Source organism: Aquamicrobium soli (assembly GCF_042646345.1).
Taxonomy (GTDB): domain Bacteria; phylum Pseudomonadota; class Alphaproteobacteria; order Rhizobiales; family Rhizobiaceae; genus Mesorhizobium; species Mesorhizobium soli_A.
On the sequence record NZ_JBHRTK010000034.1, the window covers coordinates 25,133 to 39,106 of the forward strand.

Sequence of the window (13,974 nt, forward strand, 5' to 3'; positions counted from 1 at the left end):
TCGGGTCGCATCAAGCCCCTGGTCGTCTAAGCCCGCGGGGCCCGATTAGTTCCCCAGAATGGGATGCCGAAACGGGTCCGGCAGGAACAATCCGGCGGCTGGAGCATTTGCAAAGGGTACCAAGCTTTGACCCGAGAGAATGCTGGCCGATGAAAATCGCCCATGTCGCGCCGCTTTACGAGGCGGTTCCCCCCATGCTTTACGGCGGTACCGAGCGGATCGTTTCCTACCTCACGGAAGGACTGGTCGAACTCGGCCACGAGGTGACGCTGTTCGCCAGCGGCGACAGCCGGACGTCGGCGAAACTGGCGGTTGGCCGGGAGCAGGCGCTGCGGCTCGATCCGCGCCCGGTGAAGTCGGAAATCGCCGCGCATCTTGCGATGCTGGACGAGGTCAGGCAGCAGGCCGGCGAATTCGACGTCATCCATTTTCACCTCAGCCACTTCCTGCATTTTTCATTCTTCCGCGACATTGCCGGCAAGACGGTGACGACTCCGCATGGCCGGCTCGACTATGTCGATCTCGCGCCGGCCTATCGTCGCTTTCCCCGCTTCCCGCTGATTTCCATTTCGCACAGCCAGCGCGCCGGCCTGCCTGAGGCCAACTGGCTGGCAACGATCCATCATGGCCTGCCTGAGGAGGCCTACCGGCCGGACTTCCGGCGGCGCGGGGACCCTTATCTGGTCTTCCTCGGCCGCTTCTCGCGCGACAAGCGTCCGGACCGGGCCATCGAAATCGCCCGGCGCGCCGGCCTGAAGATAAAGCTGGCGGCAAAGATCGGCGTGGACGACCGCGCCTATTTCCAGGAGACGGTCGAACCGCTGCTGGACGGCGACCGCATCGACTATGTGGGCGAGATCGAGGAGCCTCAAAAGGCCGAGTTCCTGGGCGGCGCGGCGGGATTGCTGTTTCCGATCGACTGGCCGGAACCGTTCGGCCTCGCCGCCATCGAGGCGATGGCCTGCGGCACGCCGATCATCGCCTGGAATTGCGGAGCGATGCCGGAAATCATCGATAACGGCGTGACCGGCTTCGTCGTGGGCTCGGTGGAGGAAGCGGCCTCCCGCGTTCCCGACCTGCTGCGCCTCGACCGGCATGCCGTGCGCTCGGTGTTCGAACGGCGGTTTTCGGCAAAAAGAATGGTGCGCGACTACGTTGATGCCTACACTCGCCTGCTCGGAGCAAGTTCGCAGGTGGAGATGTCATGACCGGCAGCACCGAGGCCCTGCCGCTCGACGAGCGCAAGCTCGATCCGGCTATTGCGCTGGCGGCGCTCGACGAGACCGCGCCGCGCGAGCCGCATCGGCTGTTTGCGCTCAAGCATGGCGACTGTTTCGCGGTCGCCGACGCCTATGGCGACATCCGCGGCGTCGGCGACGGCTTTTTCCGCGACGACACCCGCGTTCTGTCGGAGTTCAGGCTGACCATAGGCGGGCGCTCGACCTCGCTGCTGGGCGCTTCGCTCAGCCAGGACAACGTGCTGTTCACCACCAACCTGACCAACCTGCCGATCCGCAGCGCCGGCGGCCGCGACATCCCGCAGGGCGGCATCCATATCGAGCGGGTGCGGCTGATCTGGCAAGACCGCCTGTTCGAGCGCATCACGCTTTCGAACTACAGCCAGGTGCATTCCACCCTGCTGCTTTCCCTGCACTTTGCCGCCGACTTCCGCGACATGTTCGAGGTTCGCGGCTCGACCCGGCTGAAGCGCGGGACCGCGCGCACAGCCGAAACGGACGAGAATTCCGTCGTGCTCCGCTATGAGGGCCTGGACAAGCTGGTGCGCAGTTCGGTGATCTCGTTCTCGCAGGCGCCGGACCAGCTGGAGGCCGGCCGCGCCGACTTCTTCATCGCCGTGACCAAGCGCAGCAGCAAGGTCTTCTACATCGAGGTCGGCGCCGAACTGGCGGACCGGCCCGACCGCCAGCGCTTTCGCGCCGCCGCGGCGCGCGCCCGTTTCGCCATGCGCGCCAAGCGCCGCCACGGCGCCACGCTGCACAGTTCCGGCCGCGTCTTCAACGACTGGGTCGAACGCGCCCGTGCCGATGTCGCCCTGCTCACGACCGAACTCGCGACCGGGCCTTATCCCTATGCGGGGATTCCCTGGTTCTCCACCGCTTTCGGCCGGGACGGCGTGATCTCGGCCCTGCAGATGCTGTGGCTGAACCCCGGCCTGGCGCGCGGGGTGCTGTCCTTCCTGGCGCACCATCAGGCCACCGAAACCTCACCCTTCAGCGATGCCGAGCCCGGCAAGATCATGCATGAGACGCGCAAGGGCGAAATGGCGGCGCTGAGCGAATTGCCATTCGGCCGCTATTACGGCGGTGTCGATACCACGCCGCTCTACATCTACCTGGCCTGCGCCTATGCCGAGCGCACCGGCGACATGGCCTTTATCGACGGCCTGTGGCCCTCCTTGTGCGCGGCCGCGGAGTGGACGCAAAGGGCAAGCCAGCGCTCCGGTTTCCTCACCTACCAGCGTGCCGCCGAATCCGGCCTCGCCAACCAGGGCTGGAAAGACAGCTTCGATTCCGTCTTCCATGCCGATGGCCGTATCCCGAAAGGCCCGATCGCGCTGGTAGAGGTGCAGGGCTATGTCTTTGCCGCGCTGAAGGGCCTCGGCAAGCTTGCCCGGCGGCGCGGCGACGAGCAGGCCGCCGACCGATTGGAGGCGCGGGCGGAGGAGATGCGCGAGGCGGTCGAGCGCGCCTTCTGGATCGACGAGCTCGAGACCTATGCGCTGGCGCTCGACGGCAATGGCGAGCCGTGCAAGGTGCGGACCTCGAACGCCGGCCATCTCCTGTATATGGGCCTGCCCTCCTCGGAGCGGGCGCAGAAAGTGGCCGAGCAGTTGCTTTCGGCCTCGTTCCATTCCGGCTGGGGCCTGCGCACGCTGGCCGACGACGCCATATTCTTCAACCCGATGTCCTACCACAACGGCTCGATCTGGCCGCACGACACCGCCCTGTGCACGGCCGGAATGGCGCGCTACGGCGTTCGCGACCATGTGGTGAGGCTGATGAGCGGCACCTTCGAGGCCGCCGTGCATTTCAACATGCGGTTGCCGGAACTCTATTGCGGCTTTACCCGCGCGCCGGGCGAGGCGCCGATCGCCTATCCGGTCGCCTGCCTTCCACAAGCCTGGTCGGCAGGTGCGGCCTTCATGCTGATGCAGGCCTGCCTCGGCATCGAAATCGACGGCTGGAAGGGCGAAATCCGGGTCGACCGGCCACGCTTGCCGATCGGCATCGACAGCCTGACGGTGCGCCACCTTCAGGTCGGCCAGGTCCGCGTCGACCTCACCTTCGAGCGGGTAGGCGACCGGGTCGCGGCTTTCCTGGCCGATCGCCACGAAGGGCTGGTGCCGCTGATCGTCACCACCTGAAAACACCGGAACCGTTTCGGCTGGTGGCGCGTTGGGTTCCCGCTGTTGCCGGTCCGCGACCGCAACGCAATTCCTTCAACAGGATGGTCTGGGCCGGCTTCCGGCTCGAAACATTTGGAAGAGGCTTTTGGAATTCTTATGACAGGTCCGGTGACAGTTGGCGGTTCGGATATTTTCCACTCCCTTTCGGTCATCTGGATGCTGGCAGGGGCCAGCCTGCTGCTGTCGCTAGTGGCCGTTGCCGTTTCGGTGCGGCGCTTGCGGCGCAGGCGGCCGGCCCGTATCGTCCCGATGCGGGAAGCGATCGCCGAACCCCGCAACGTGATGCGGGAATCGCAGAAGAACGGTCACTCCGCGGATGCGGCGCTGATCCACTGGTCGCCGCAGATGCTGCGCTCCGTCCTCGCCGACGAATTGCCGGACGCGCAAGTGATCGTCGTTTCCAACCGCGAGCCCTACATCCACAACCTGTCGTCGCAAGGGGTCGAACTGGTGGTGCCGGCCAGCGGCTTGGTTTCGGCGCTGGAGCCGATTACCCGCGCGTGCGCCGGCACCTGGATCGCCTATGGCGGCGGCACGGCGGATCGCCTGACCGTCGACGAGAACGACCGCATTGCGGTGCCGCCCGACAACCCTTCCTATACGTTGCGGCGTGTCTGGCTGAGCGAGGAGGAGCATCAGGGCTACTATCTCGGCTTTGCCAATGAAGGGCTTTGGCCGCTCTGCCACATCGCCTTCACCCGCCCGCTGTTTCGCGCTTCGGACTGGGAGACCTATGAAGCCGTCAACCGCAAGTTCGCCGACACCGTGGTGGCCGAGGCGCGCAACGAACGGCCGATCGTGCTGGTGCAGGACTATCACTTCGCCCTGTTGCCGCGCATGATCCGCGAGCGCCTGCCGGAAGCCATCGTCATCACCTTCTGGCACATTCCGTGGCCGAATTCGGAAGTGTTCAGCATCTGCCCCTGGCGCGAAAAAATCCTCGACGGGTTGTTGGGCAGTTCCATCATCGGCTTTCACACGAGGTTCCATTGCAGCAACTTCGTCGAGAGCGTCGACCGCTTCCTCGAAAGCCGGATCGAGCGCGAGGATTCGGCCATTTCCTATGGCGGCGAGACCAGCCTGGTTCATGCCTATCCGATCTCCATCGCATGGCCGCCAGACCTTCTGGCCAAGCTGCCGCCGGTGGAGGAGTGCCGTGCGCGGGTACGCCGCCGGTTCGGGCTGGCCGACGACGTGAAGCTTTGCGTCGGGGTCGAGCGGCTCGACTACACCAAGGGCATCCTCGACCGCTTCCAGGCGCTCGACGCGCTGTTTTCGCAGCATCCCGAATGGATCGGCAAGCTGGTGTTCCTGCAGATCGCCGCGCCGAGCAGGGGCAGCCTGCCGGCCTACCGCGCGCTGCATGACGAATGCGAGGCGCTGGCCGACGAACTCAACCAGCGCTACGGCAAGGACGGCTACAGGCCGGTGGAGATGGTGGCCCAGCATCACACCCAGGCGGAGGTCTATGAGATCTACCGCGCCGCCGACATCTGCATGGTGACCAGCCTGCACGACGGCATGAACCTGGTCGCCAAGGAGTTCGTCGCGGCCCGGGACGACGAGCAGGGCGTGCTCTTGCTGTCGACCTTTGCCGGGGCGTCGAAGGAGCTTCTGGAGGCGCTGATCGTCAATCCCTATGACGCGGCCATGATGGGCGAGGCCCTGCTGCAGGCGCTGACCATGCCCGGCCAGGAACAGACGGAGCGCATGCGCCGCATGCGCGAGGTGGTGCGCGACAACGACGTCTATCGCTGGGCCGGCTCGATGCTGCTCGACGCGGCACGGCTGCGCAAGCGGGGCGACCTCGACCGCGTCACCGGCGGCGATATCCCGCCGCAGGCCAACGTCATATCGATGTTCGCGCGACGGGTGTCGGCATTGTGAAGGCATTGCCGCAACCGCCGCCGCTGAATTTCGAGGCCGACGAATTCGCGCTTTTCCTCGACATCGACGGCACTCTTCTGGAACACGCCGCCCATCCCGACGCGGTTAGGGTCGACGACGACCTGCTGGCGCTGCTCCAGGCGGCGGAGCGGCAACTGGGCGGGGCGCTCGCCTTCGTCACCGGACGCTCCATCGCTGCCGTCGACCGGCTGTTTGCGCCGCTCAGGTTGCCGGCCGCCGGCCTTTACGGGCTCGAGCATCGGTTGAGCGCGAACGGCCCTGTCGAGGCGGCAGGGGAGCCGGCCGACATCGCCGCGCTGGCGGAGGAGATCGCGGCCGAATTCGACGGGGCGAATGTCTATATCGAGCGCAAGGGGCCGATCCTGGCGCTGCATACGCGAGCCGCGCCACAGCTGCTGGCGCGAGCGATCCGGCTGGTGGAGCAGGCGCTGGACCGTCTTCCGCCTGGCTATCGCGTGCTGCCCGGCAACGCGGGCGTGGAACTGATGCCGCTGGAGGCCGCCAAGGGCGCTGCCATCCGCCGGTTCACGGAACTCCCGGCCTTCACCGGCAGGCGGCCGGTTTTTCTCGGCGACGATACGTCGGACGAAAACGGGTTCCAGGCGATCAACGAGGACGGCGGCATCGCCATCCGCGTCAGGCCGCAGGGCGACACCCTGGCTCCCTACGGCCTGGGCGGTGTACCCGAAGCGATTTCCTGGCTGAAACGCTGCGCCGGCTATCCCCCAACGAAGGCCGCATCTTCCTGAGCCCGGACCAGCTTGTTTCATCGCTGGTGCCTCGCAAGGGCGCCGACTGACTTTTTAGATGGCAAACCGCAGCGAGAGCGGCGATGATCCCGCGACTATCTTGGCAGGAAGGAGGTGTTTCCCATGGCGAAACTCGTCTTTGCGTTGAACATGTCGCTCGACGGCTATGTCGACCACATGGCATTCGCGCCGAACCCGGTGCTCTTTCGGCACTTCATCGATGACGTGCGCGGCGTGGCCGGCGCCATCTACGGCCGCCGCATGTATGAGGTGATGCGGTATTGGGACGAAGAACACCCCGAATGGGACGAGGCGGAGCGCGACTACGCGGCGGCGTGGCGCAACCAGCCGAAATGGGTGGTGTCGCGCACGCTGAAATCGGTCGGGCCGAACGCCACCCTGGTCGAGGGGGATATCGGCACGGCGATACCGCGACTGAAGGCGTGGCTCGAGGGCACGATCGAAGTGTCCGGCCCGGAACTGGCGGCTAGCCTGGGCGATCTCGGTCTCGTCGACGAATATCGCCTGTATATCCATCCCGTCGTGCTCGGCGGCGGCAAGCCGTTCTTTGCCGGCCCGCGCCCTCGGCTGCGCCTCGTCGGAAGCGATCGCATCGGCGAGGACGTGATCCGGCTCACCTATGTTCCGGCATGATCCGGGCGAGGCGGCCGATCGGCCTCGTCCGAAGGGTGACGTTCACTGCGATGTGACGAAGCGCTCCAGCTTGCCCAGCGTCTGCAGGCCCAGTTCCACCGCGCCGAAGCCCTTGGCTTCCTGGAACTCGGCGGCCGTGCTGAAGACCATTCCCAGCGTCACTTTCGTGAACCCGTCCTGGTCCTCGAACGACGCCCACGCATCGGCGTGTTTTGGGCCGTTTTCGCGCCACAGAAGCGCGTAGCCGAGCCGTTCTTCGGTCCTGACCTCGCCATAGAGATGATGGTTCGGAAAGACCGTACCATCCGGTCCGATCATGTCGAAGACCCATTCGCCGCCCTGGCGCAGGTCGATCCGCTTGGTGCGGCAGGAGAACCCGTCCGGCCCCCACCATTGCGGCAGGGTTTTGGGGTTCATCCAGGCTTTCCAGACCACGGCCCGCGGCGCTCGTATAAGCTTCTGCAAGATCATGGTGCGGCCGGCCGCGCTGGCGAGATTGTCCAGCCCCGCACCGAAGCCCTCGCGGTAACCGCCTTCCATGTCTTCAGCCAGCGAGGAGAGCTGGACCGTCACCGCCAGCCGGCTCTTTTCGCCGAGGTCCACGAAGTCGGCCGTGACCAGCGCTGCCGACTGCGTCGTGCCTTCGGAGGAGATCACTTCGTAGTTCACGCTGCGCTCAGCCGGCTGCAGTTCCAGCCAGCCGCATTCGCAGCGGATGTCGGGCTGGCCTTCGACCTTGCACAGCGAGATCTCGCGGCCGCCGACCCTGGTGTCGGCCTCCAGGAATTCCACCGTGACCGACGGGGTCGGAGCAGCCCATACCGCGCGAGCAGCCGGTGCGGTCCATGCCTGCCACAGCACCGATGCCGGAGCGGCCACGTCCCGCTCGAAGGCCAGCGTGGCAAATCGGTTTCTGCCGTCATGGGCCGGAGCAACAGCCGCACTCGCCTGTTTCGGATTCTGCGTCATTTTCCACGCTCCTTCATCACATCCATCACAAAGGCATCCAGCCGATCCAGCCGCGCTTCCCATATGGCGCGCTGTTCATCCATCCAGCTTCGTGCCGGCTCCATGGCTTCGGGCCGGATGGCGCAGGTGCGCACCCGTCCGTCCTTCGACGTCACGATCAATCCGGCTTCTTCCAGCACGGAAAGGTGGCGCATTACCGTCGGCAGGCGCAGCCCCGTGGGTTCGGCCAGATCCGTCACCCGCGCCGGCCCCGTGGCCAGGCGGGAGAGGATCGAACGCCGCGTCTGGTCCGCCAGCGCATGGAACAGGAGCGAAAGATCAGGATCATGCTTAGCCATATAGCTAAGTACCATGCCGTAGCCATGGCATGCAAGGAAAAACTTCGCCGGTTCGCTAAGTTTTGTGCGTGCGGACCTATAAGCCCTCGGCAGTCTGAAGGACACCCTCGTCAGTCTACGGACAACGGCCCCTTGCGCCCGGTCGGGCTGCCGTCGGGGTTCAGGCCATATTTGCGGTAGAACGCGGCCTGGTCTTTGGCGAGCTGGGCGTCCATCATGGCGTCAGCCCGCTTGCGTTGGGCTTCCCGCATGGCGAGCCCGGCAGGCGTGGTCACCAGGCTCGCCGCACCGGTCGGGTCCCATGCCGCCGGCATGCTCATCACCGCCTGCGCGGTTCCTACCGCGGCGGCTTCCGCATTGAGCTGCTTTTCCAGGGCGCGTGTCTCGTCGGAAAACATCGGGTTGTCGAAACTCGATTTCGACGTGCCCTGGCAGGCTGCGAGCGCGGCCAGCATCGCGAGCGCGACGATCGGTTTCGTAGCCCCCGATGCTCGGCCGGTTGCCTTGCGTGTCGCGGCGTCGCCTGCGACGAAACCGGGCATCTTCGATTGCATGGGTCGCACCGCCTCCATTTTCAGGCGGAGCTATCACTGCTCATCGAAGGATGCCCCCTCCGAATAGAGGGGGGCACGGGTCAATCACTGCTCATCGACAAGGGAAGCGTTGCCCGGATCAGCAGGGCGACCAGATCGGCCTGGCGATGGGTGTGCGTTTTCTGGAGCAGGTTCTTCAGATGGAAGGTAATGGTCGTCTGCTTGACGCCGAATTCCTCCCCGATCTCTTCGAGCCGCTTTCCGGCCACCAGGGCTGCTGCCAGCCGGGACTCCGCCGCCGTACAGCCGAACAGGGACGCCAGCACCTCGGCGGAGATTTCCGCCTCTCTGTCGGGATCGACCACGAGCGCCATGGCGTGCCGGCCGTTGCTGCCCGGCAGGGCAAGCGACGAAAGATGGAGGATCAGGGGGCGGCCTTCCTCCCGTTCGACGGCCAGGGTCTGGCTGGCGCTGCCGGCCTGCAGGACGGCGAGCGCGTTCTTCAAGGAGTGTGGCGGTCGCGCCAGCCGCGCAAGCAGGCCCGCCGATGTCAGGGAAAGTCCGTCCGCCTGCCGGACCAACTGGCGGCCGGCCTCGTTGATCATGCGCACTTCGCCGCTCTCCTCCAGCACGAATATTCCGATCGAGAGCCGATCCAGCGCCGCCGCCAGCGCCGCCAGCGTGATCTCCCCGTCCCGGACGGCCTGTTCGATCATCTGTTGCTGTCTGGCGTAAAGATCGGCGAGCAGCGATTGGCGAACGCGTTCGACCAGTCGCAATCGCGACCGGATGGTCGCCAGCAGGTCGTCGTAGTCGACGGGCTTCACCAGATAGTCGTCTGCGCCGGCCCTCTTGCCGTTCAGCACGTCGGCCCGGTCGCCAAGCGCCGTCAGGAAAATGAAGGGAACCTCGGCGAGGTCGGGCCGGTTGGCCCGCAACTGCGCCATCAGCTCATATCCTCCGAGCTCGGGCATGGTGATGTCGCACAGGATGAGGTCGGGGCGAACCGCTTCCAGTTCAAGCAGGGCTTCACGGCCGTTGCCCGCCTCGACCACATGGTAGCCGGCCGAAACGAGTTCCTCGACGATGTCGGAGCGCAGGTCGGCCTCGTCCTCGACGCAGAGAATGGTTTTCCTCCGGTCGGAAGCGATGTCCGGTTCAAGGGAAGGGGCCGTAGTCATGCTGCCAACGCGTCCTCTTTCGGAATCCTGAGAACAAAGGTCGAGCCGCCGCCCTCTCGCGGAAGGGCGTTCACGTCACCGCCGTGCATCTGGGCAATGGCGCGCACGACATGCAGCCCGATGCCGGTTCCCTCGATGCCGACGGTATTGCTGGCGCGAAAGAATCGCTCGAACAGCTTGTCGCGCTCGTCGTCGGGGATGCCGACGCCACGGTCGCTGACCGTGACATGGACCCAGCGCTCGTCGACATCGGCGGCGATCTCGATCGGGTCCGGCGGCGATGAATATTTGACCGCATTGGAAATGAGATTGGCGAGACCCTGGTCGATCAGAAGCGGATCGCACGATACCCAGCCGGCGAGCCGGTCCAGTTCGATGTCGAAGCGACGGTCGGGCGTCGTCTCCTTTTGCCGCTCGCAGGCTTCGACGATGAGCTTGCCGAGGTCGCACCGGCGAGGGGCGAAGTCGATTTCGCCCGCATCCAGCTTGGTGGCGTTGAGCGTGCCGGAAACCAGCCGCGTCAGGCGCAGGATCGCCATCCTGATCTTCCCGGCGCGTTCGCGTATCTCTTCTTCGCTCATTTTCCTGCCCCGGCGGATCATGCGCTGGGCGCTGGAATCGACGATGGAGAGCGGCGTCCTGAACTGGTGCGAAACCATGGAGACGAAGCCCTTGTAAAGCTCGCGCAGCCTCATCTCGCGTTCCAGCGACTCCTCGAGGTCCCGGGTGCGTTCCTTGACGGTGGTCTCCAGCCGGTCGCGATGCTCGACCAGTTGTATGCGGGCGAGGTGCGCATCGGTCACGTCGCGAATGATGAGGACGCCGCCGACGATCGCCGAGCCGGACCTGACCGGATAGGTGAATTTTTCGATATAGCGGCCGCCGTCCGGGGTCGGATGGGCCGGCATGTGAATGCTTTGCCCGGCCAGCGTATCGCGCATCATGTTCAGGATCACATGCCCCCGCGGCAACCGGTAGGTCTCGCTGATCAGGCGGCCGACGACGTCGGAACCACAGGGCGCGGGAAACATTTCGCCCATCACCGAATTCCAGTGCGTGCACCGGCCATCCGCATCGAAGGCGATCACGCCGTCTCCGCTCGATTCCAGCAGCAGGTTCGAGAAATCCCTGTCCCGGCGCAGCGCTTCCTCGGCGCGTGCGGCGCTGCGCAAGCTGGCCAGCAACCGGGCGACAATGAAGACGCCGCAAGCGAAGATGAGCAGGATGGCGACGATGGCCTGCCATAGCACCGATGAATATCGATCCCGCTGCCGGCCGATATTTTCCCGCTCCGCGAGGAAAACCCGGGTGGTCGCTGCCTTCAGCTTGCCGACATCGGTTCGCAGCCCTTCCAGCGCCGCCGGCGCTATCGCGCCTGCCTGCCCGAGCGCAGCCTGAAGGGTTTCGTCGAAGGCCATGAGGTTGCCGTGCGCGGAACCGATGGTGGCGTCCTCGCCCGCATCCGCCAGCGCACGCCCGAGCGTTCCGTGCGAAACGACATCCAGGCGGCTGACCGCCAGATCCATCTGCAGGCGAAGCCGCTCGGCGTCGTCTGCCGACCGCCTGCCGCCGTTCCAGTCATAGGCGTCGAGGATCAGGCGCTGTTCCTCGTCATGGGCCTGAAACAGCGCGTAGATGAGGCTTTCGCCGGAGCCGCTCGCGAGTTCGGCTTCGGTCTGTATAAGCCGTTGCAGCGCGAAGCCGAGCAGCAGGGCGCAGGCGACCACCGCCCCGATGGTGACGCCCGACAAGGTCCATTTCTTCGTTGCGAGGCTCATCGGATCTCTATTCTGGTGAGTTGCCAGACCCACCTGGCGTCATGGCGCTTGTCCTGGATGTCCGGGTTGTCGTCGCGCGGATAGACGATCCAGATCGGTCCCTTGTCGCGGCGGGTCAGCGGCTTGCCGTCCATGCGCATCGCGAGCAAAGCGCCGTTTTCGATCGCCTCGGAAACCGGCGTGACGATCTCGTAGTCGTTGAGGGCGAGCGCGCGAAACGATCGCGCGTCGCCGGCGCCGACGAAATCGATGACGTCCGCAAGGAGGACGCCCTCGAACAGATTCCTGCCGTCCGTCCACGGCGTCGACGTCTCGATCCGGTGCTGGGGCAGGGCGGCGAGCATCGCGGCGTCGAAGGCCACGCCACCCTCGGGGTTGGTCTCGCCGGGCATCCCGGTGACCGTAAGCAGCACCGGTCCCGTTGGCCGGGGGAAGTCATATGATTGAGCGACGCCAGCCGTAAGCAGCATTCCCAGTGCGATGAAGTTCCGAAGCGTACGATAAGCGCCCCGTTGCACATGAAAGGCCAGGAACCGGTTAAGCAATTTCCACCCTCCCGTCAAAAAGCTGCAGTCCTGAACAGGTAGCAGTTTCGGCGTTCTAGTCTTCGAAAATTCTTCCGCCCCCTGTGAACGAAGGGGGCCGCCCGTGATTTTTCGGCCTAAGGGCGCTCCGGCAAGCCAATCCGACGACGAAAGGGGCGCCCGGAGCAAACGCCGGGGCGGCTCCCGTTCCAATAAATCAGGGAAAGATCATGAGACGCACTGCAATAGTGGGCTTCCTTGCCCTTGCACTTGCCGGCTGCAGCCAGACGAGTAGCGGTTCGGCGATCGCGACGCCTGCCGGTGCAAAATCACCGGCGCGGGCGGCGCAGAAAACACCGGCCCCGAAACAGGGCTCCTGCGAGCAAGCGATGCAGGCGCAGACCAATGCCGCGATGCTGGGCAGCGTGCTCGGCATGGCCGGCGGCCTTGGCGGTTTTGCCGGCAACGGAGGCGCGATCGCGGGCCAGGTGGCTGCGACCGGCGGCAGCCTGATCGCCAACAGCCAGGCCAACAGCGCGCGCGCCGCCATGATGCGGGATTGCTATCAATGATGCGGAAACTGCTTTCAAAGGCGGCCGTCGCGGCTGCGTTCGTCCTCGGCCTTGCCGTCACCGACGCCGCGGCGCTGGACGCGCGCGAGGCGGGGGCCGTGGTCACTATCCTGGAAAAGCTGTCGGCGGAAACGGGGAAGACCGTTTTCTACGACGAGGAGGCCGCACAGGAATGGTTCGAGATCGATGACGAATCCTCCCAACTCATTCCGGCCGCGGGTTTCAGCGACGATACCTGGAAGGCCGCCTTCGACCACACGATGATGGGCTTCATCGCATCCATCCCACAAGCCGAACTGGAGCAGATGATGGAGGAATTCGCGGACAAGCTCGGCGAACTCGGCAAGATGACACCGCAGCAGAAGCAGGCGGCGCGAGAAATGCTGCGGGCGGAGATGGGCAATTTCGACGCCATCCGCGAGCAGGGCGCGCGATACCGCAGCGCCGTCGCGCCTCACGCCGCCCGGTTGAGGCTGCTCTCGCTACAGAAATAAGAGCGTAACCGGGAGGGACCCTCGCCTTGAAACCCCAGCTGGGGTTTCGAGCCGGAGGCAGGAAGCCTTAATTGGTGGCTTTCGCCCATAGCCCCTTCGAGGCCGCCTGCGCCTCCTCGGCCGCCGTGCGATAGGCCGCGCTGGCATCGGTTTCCACCGTGGCCAGGCCTTGTTCGAGCAGGTGCTTGCCCACGTCCGTGCCGTCGGCGAGTTTGCAGGTCGAGAGGAAGAAGCCGTGCCCCAGCCGCTGGCGCTTGGTGCAGGTAATCCGCTGGCCGGAAATGACCCGCGTCAGCTCGTCCATTGCCGCATCGAGGCAGGGCCGCTCGCCGCAGGCGACGCCGTCTTTCGGCGGATCGATGCCTTGCAGCCGGTAACGCGCGCCGCCCATCGCGACCGTAACCGCGTCGCGCATGGTGGCCGTGCCGGATGCCGGTTCGTCGGCGCTGGCAGGCAGCGTGAAGCCTGCCAGCAGGAGGATAGCCAAGGCCGCGCGTGCTTTCATTCGTAGTGATCCGTCGACTTCACATAGGCGTGGACGGCCCACACCTCGTCAGGGGTCATCAGCGTTCCGAGAGCCGGCATCGTCCGGCGCCCGTTGATGGCGGTTTCCAGAAACTGCTCGTCGCTCAGTTTCGAGGCGAAGAGGTTGGGGCCGCGCCCGCCCTTGCCGAGGTGGCAGATATAACAGCGCGACCGGTAGATCACCCGGCCTTCCGCGATCGCGTCCGGCTGGCCGAGCACGGGGTTGACGATGGCGTCATCGGCAACGGCGGTGTCGAAGGAGAGGGAAGCGACCGCCGCCGCAAGGGCGGCAGCCGCTAACCCGGCACCAGTCACCGCAAGC

Annotated in this window: 15 protein-coding genes; 7 read left to right on the forward strand and 8 right to left on the reverse strand. The window is 65.5% G+C overall.

What is annotated here, in order from left to right; genetic code table 11:
- The first annotated feature begins 149 nt into the window (after window positions 1–149).
- The 5 genes from ACFOHJ_RS23730 to ACFOHJ_RS23750 all read left to right on the forward strand — a co-directional run bounded on the left by ACFOHJ_RS23730 (window position 150) and on the right by ACFOHJ_RS23750 (window position 6,738).
- On the forward strand, window positions 150–1,208 hold the full coding sequence (locus tag ACFOHJ_RS23730; protein ID WP_378225453.1) for a glycosyltransferase family 4 protein: 1,059 nt from the start codon (window positions 150–152) through the stop codon (window positions 1,206–1,208).
- A complete protein-coding gene (locus tag ACFOHJ_RS23735; protein ID WP_378225455.1) occupies window positions 1,205–3,385 on the forward strand; it encodes an amylo-alpha-1,6-glucosidase in 2,181 nt (726 codons plus the stop codon). Before ACFOHJ_RS23730 ends, ACFOHJ_RS23735 begins: the two co-directional genes overlap by 4 nt.
- Window positions 3,386–3,583: 198 nt before the next feature.
- Window positions 3,584–5,314, forward strand: a complete 1,731-nt coding sequence (locus ACFOHJ_RS23740) for an alpha,alpha-trehalose-phosphate synthase (UDP-forming) (RefSeq protein WP_378225633.1) — start codon at window positions 3,584–3,586, stop codon at window positions 5,312–5,314.
- Window positions 5,311–6,084 carry a trehalose-phosphatase gene (gene otsB, locus ACFOHJ_RS23745; protein WP_378225456.1) on the forward strand — a complete coding sequence of 258 codons (774 nt, stop codon included), beginning with the start codon at window positions 5,311–5,313 and terminating at the stop codon, window positions 6,082–6,084. The genes ACFOHJ_RS23740 and otsB overlap by 4 nt, the downstream gene beginning before the upstream one ends.
- 123 nt (window positions 6,085–6,207) lie before the next feature.
- Window positions 6,208–6,738: a dihydrofolate reductase family protein gene (locus ACFOHJ_RS23750; RefSeq protein WP_378225457.1), complete on the forward strand. Its 531-nt coding sequence runs from the start codon at window positions 6,208–6,210 to the stop codon at window positions 6,736–6,738.
- A gap of 42 nt (window positions 6,739–6,780) precedes the next feature.
- Here ACFOHJ_RS23750 and ACFOHJ_RS23755 read toward each other — a convergent pair whose 3' ends face one another.
- The 6 genes from ACFOHJ_RS23755 to ACFOHJ_RS23780 form a co-directional block, all read right to left on the reverse strand.
- A complete protein-coding gene (locus ACFOHJ_RS23755; protein ID WP_378225459.1) occupies window positions 6,781–7,707 on the reverse strand; it encodes an SRPBCC family protein in 927 nt (308 codons plus the stop codon).
- Window positions 7,704–8,045: an ArsR/SmtB family transcription factor gene (locus tag ACFOHJ_RS23760; RefSeq protein WP_378225460.1), complete on the reverse strand. Its 342-nt coding sequence runs from the start codon at window positions 8,043–8,045 to the stop codon at window positions 7,704–7,706. The genes ACFOHJ_RS23755 and ACFOHJ_RS23760 overlap by 4 nt, the downstream gene beginning before the upstream one ends.
- 110 nt (window positions 8,046–8,155) lie before the next feature.
- Window positions 8,156–8,599, reverse strand: a complete 444-nt coding sequence (locus tag ACFOHJ_RS23765; RefSeq protein ID WP_378225462.1) for a hypothetical protein — start codon at window positions 8,597–8,599, stop codon at window positions 8,156–8,158.
- Window positions 8,600–8,679: 80 nt separating this feature from the next.
- Window positions 8,680–9,759 carry a response regulator gene (locus tag ACFOHJ_RS23770; protein ID WP_378225463.1) on the reverse strand — a complete coding sequence of 360 codons (1,080 nt, stop codon included), beginning with the start codon at window positions 9,757–9,759 and terminating at the stop codon, window positions 8,680–8,682.
- A complete protein-coding gene (locus ACFOHJ_RS23775; protein ID WP_378225465.1) occupies window positions 9,756–11,537 on the reverse strand; it encodes a sensor histidine kinase in 1,782 nt (593 codons plus the stop codon). Before ACFOHJ_RS23775 ends, ACFOHJ_RS23770 begins: the two co-directional genes overlap by 4 nt.
- Window positions 11,534–11,950, reverse strand: a complete 417-nt coding sequence (locus ACFOHJ_RS23780) for a molybdopterin-dependent oxidoreductase (protein ID WP_378225466.1) — start codon at window positions 11,948–11,950, stop codon at window positions 11,534–11,536. The genes ACFOHJ_RS23775 and ACFOHJ_RS23780 overlap by 4 nt, the downstream gene beginning before the upstream one ends.
- Window positions 11,951–12,291: 341 nt before the next feature.
- Between ACFOHJ_RS23780 and ACFOHJ_RS23785 the strand changes: the two genes are divergently transcribed.
- Together ACFOHJ_RS23785 and ACFOHJ_RS23790 are read left to right on the forward strand one after the other, a co-directional pair.
- Window positions 12,292–12,633, forward strand: a complete 342-nt coding sequence (locus ACFOHJ_RS23785; RefSeq protein ID WP_378225468.1) for a hypothetical protein — start codon at window positions 12,292–12,294, stop codon at window positions 12,631–12,633.
- Complete coding sequence (locus ACFOHJ_RS23790; protein ID WP_378225469.1) at window positions 12,630–13,127, forward strand: hypothetical protein; 498 nt, start codon at window positions 12,630–12,632, stop codon at window positions 13,125–13,127. Before ACFOHJ_RS23785 ends, ACFOHJ_RS23790 begins: the two co-directional genes overlap by 4 nt.
- 67 nt (window positions 13,128–13,194) lie before the next feature.
- Here the strand turns inward: ACFOHJ_RS23790 and ACFOHJ_RS23795 are convergent, their stop codons facing one another.
- Window positions 13,195–13,632, reverse strand: coding sequence for a thermonuclease family protein (locus tag ACFOHJ_RS23795; protein WP_378225470.1), 438 nt, complete (start codon window positions 13,630–13,632; stop codon window positions 13,195–13,197).
- On the reverse strand, window positions 13,629–13,967 hold the full coding sequence (locus ACFOHJ_RS23800; RefSeq protein WP_378225472.1) for a c-type cytochrome: 339 nt from the start codon (window positions 13,965–13,967) through the stop codon (window positions 13,629–13,631). The genes ACFOHJ_RS23795 and ACFOHJ_RS23800 overlap by 4 nt, the downstream gene beginning before the upstream one ends.
- Between the last annotated feature and the right edge of the window lie 7 nt (window positions 13,968–13,974).

Excerpts from the sequence above, each read along its gene's own strand:
- ACFOHJ_RS23760 (WP_378225460.1), bottom strand. The coding sequence starts at position 8,045 with ATGGCTAAGCATGATCCTGATCTTTCGCTCCTGTTCCATGCGCTGGCG.
- ACFOHJ_RS23775 (WP_378225465.1), bottom strand. The coding sequence starts at position 11,537 with ATGAGCCTCGCAACGAAGAAATGGACCTTGTCGGGCGTCACCATCGGG.
- ACFOHJ_RS23765 (WP_378225462.1), bottom strand. The coding sequence starts at position 8,599 with ATGCAATCGAAGATGCCCGGTTTCGTCGCAGGCGACGCCGCGACACGC.
- ACFOHJ_RS23750 (WP_378225457.1), top strand. The coding sequence starts at position 6,208 with ATGGCGAAACTCGTCTTTGCGTTGAACATGTCGCTCGACGGCTATGTC.
- ACFOHJ_RS23790 (WP_378225469.1), top strand. The coding sequence starts at position 12,630 with ATGATGCGGAAACTGCTTTCAAAGGCGGCCGTCGCGGCTGCGTTCGTC.
- ACFOHJ_RS23730 (WP_378225453.1), top strand. The coding sequence starts at position 150 with ATGAAAATCGCCCATGTCGCGCCGCTTTACGAGGCGGTTCCCCCCATG.
- ACFOHJ_RS23735 (WP_378225455.1), top strand. The coding sequence starts at position 1,205 with ATGACCGGCAGCACCGAGGCCCTGCCGCTCGACGAGCGCAAGCTCGAT.
- ACFOHJ_RS23770 (WP_378225463.1), bottom strand. The coding sequence starts at position 9,759 with ATGACTACGGCCCCTTCCCTTGAACCGGACATCGCTTCCGACCGGAGG.
- ACFOHJ_RS23785 (WP_378225468.1), top strand. The coding sequence starts at position 12,292 with ATGAGACGCACTGCAATAGTGGGCTTCCTTGCCCTTGCACTTGCCGGC.
- ACFOHJ_RS23740 (WP_378225633.1), top strand. The coding sequence starts at position 3,584 with ATGCTGGCAGGGGCCAGCCTGCTGCTGTCGCTAGTGGCCGTTGCCGTT.
- ACFOHJ_RS23755 (WP_378225459.1), bottom strand. The coding sequence starts at position 7,707 with ATGACGCAGAATCCGAAACAGGCGAGTGCGGCTGTTGCTCCGGCCCAT.
- ACFOHJ_RS23795 (WP_378225470.1), bottom strand. The coding sequence starts at position 13,632 with ATGAAAGCACGCGCGGCCTTGGCTATCCTCCTGCTGGCAGGCTTCACG.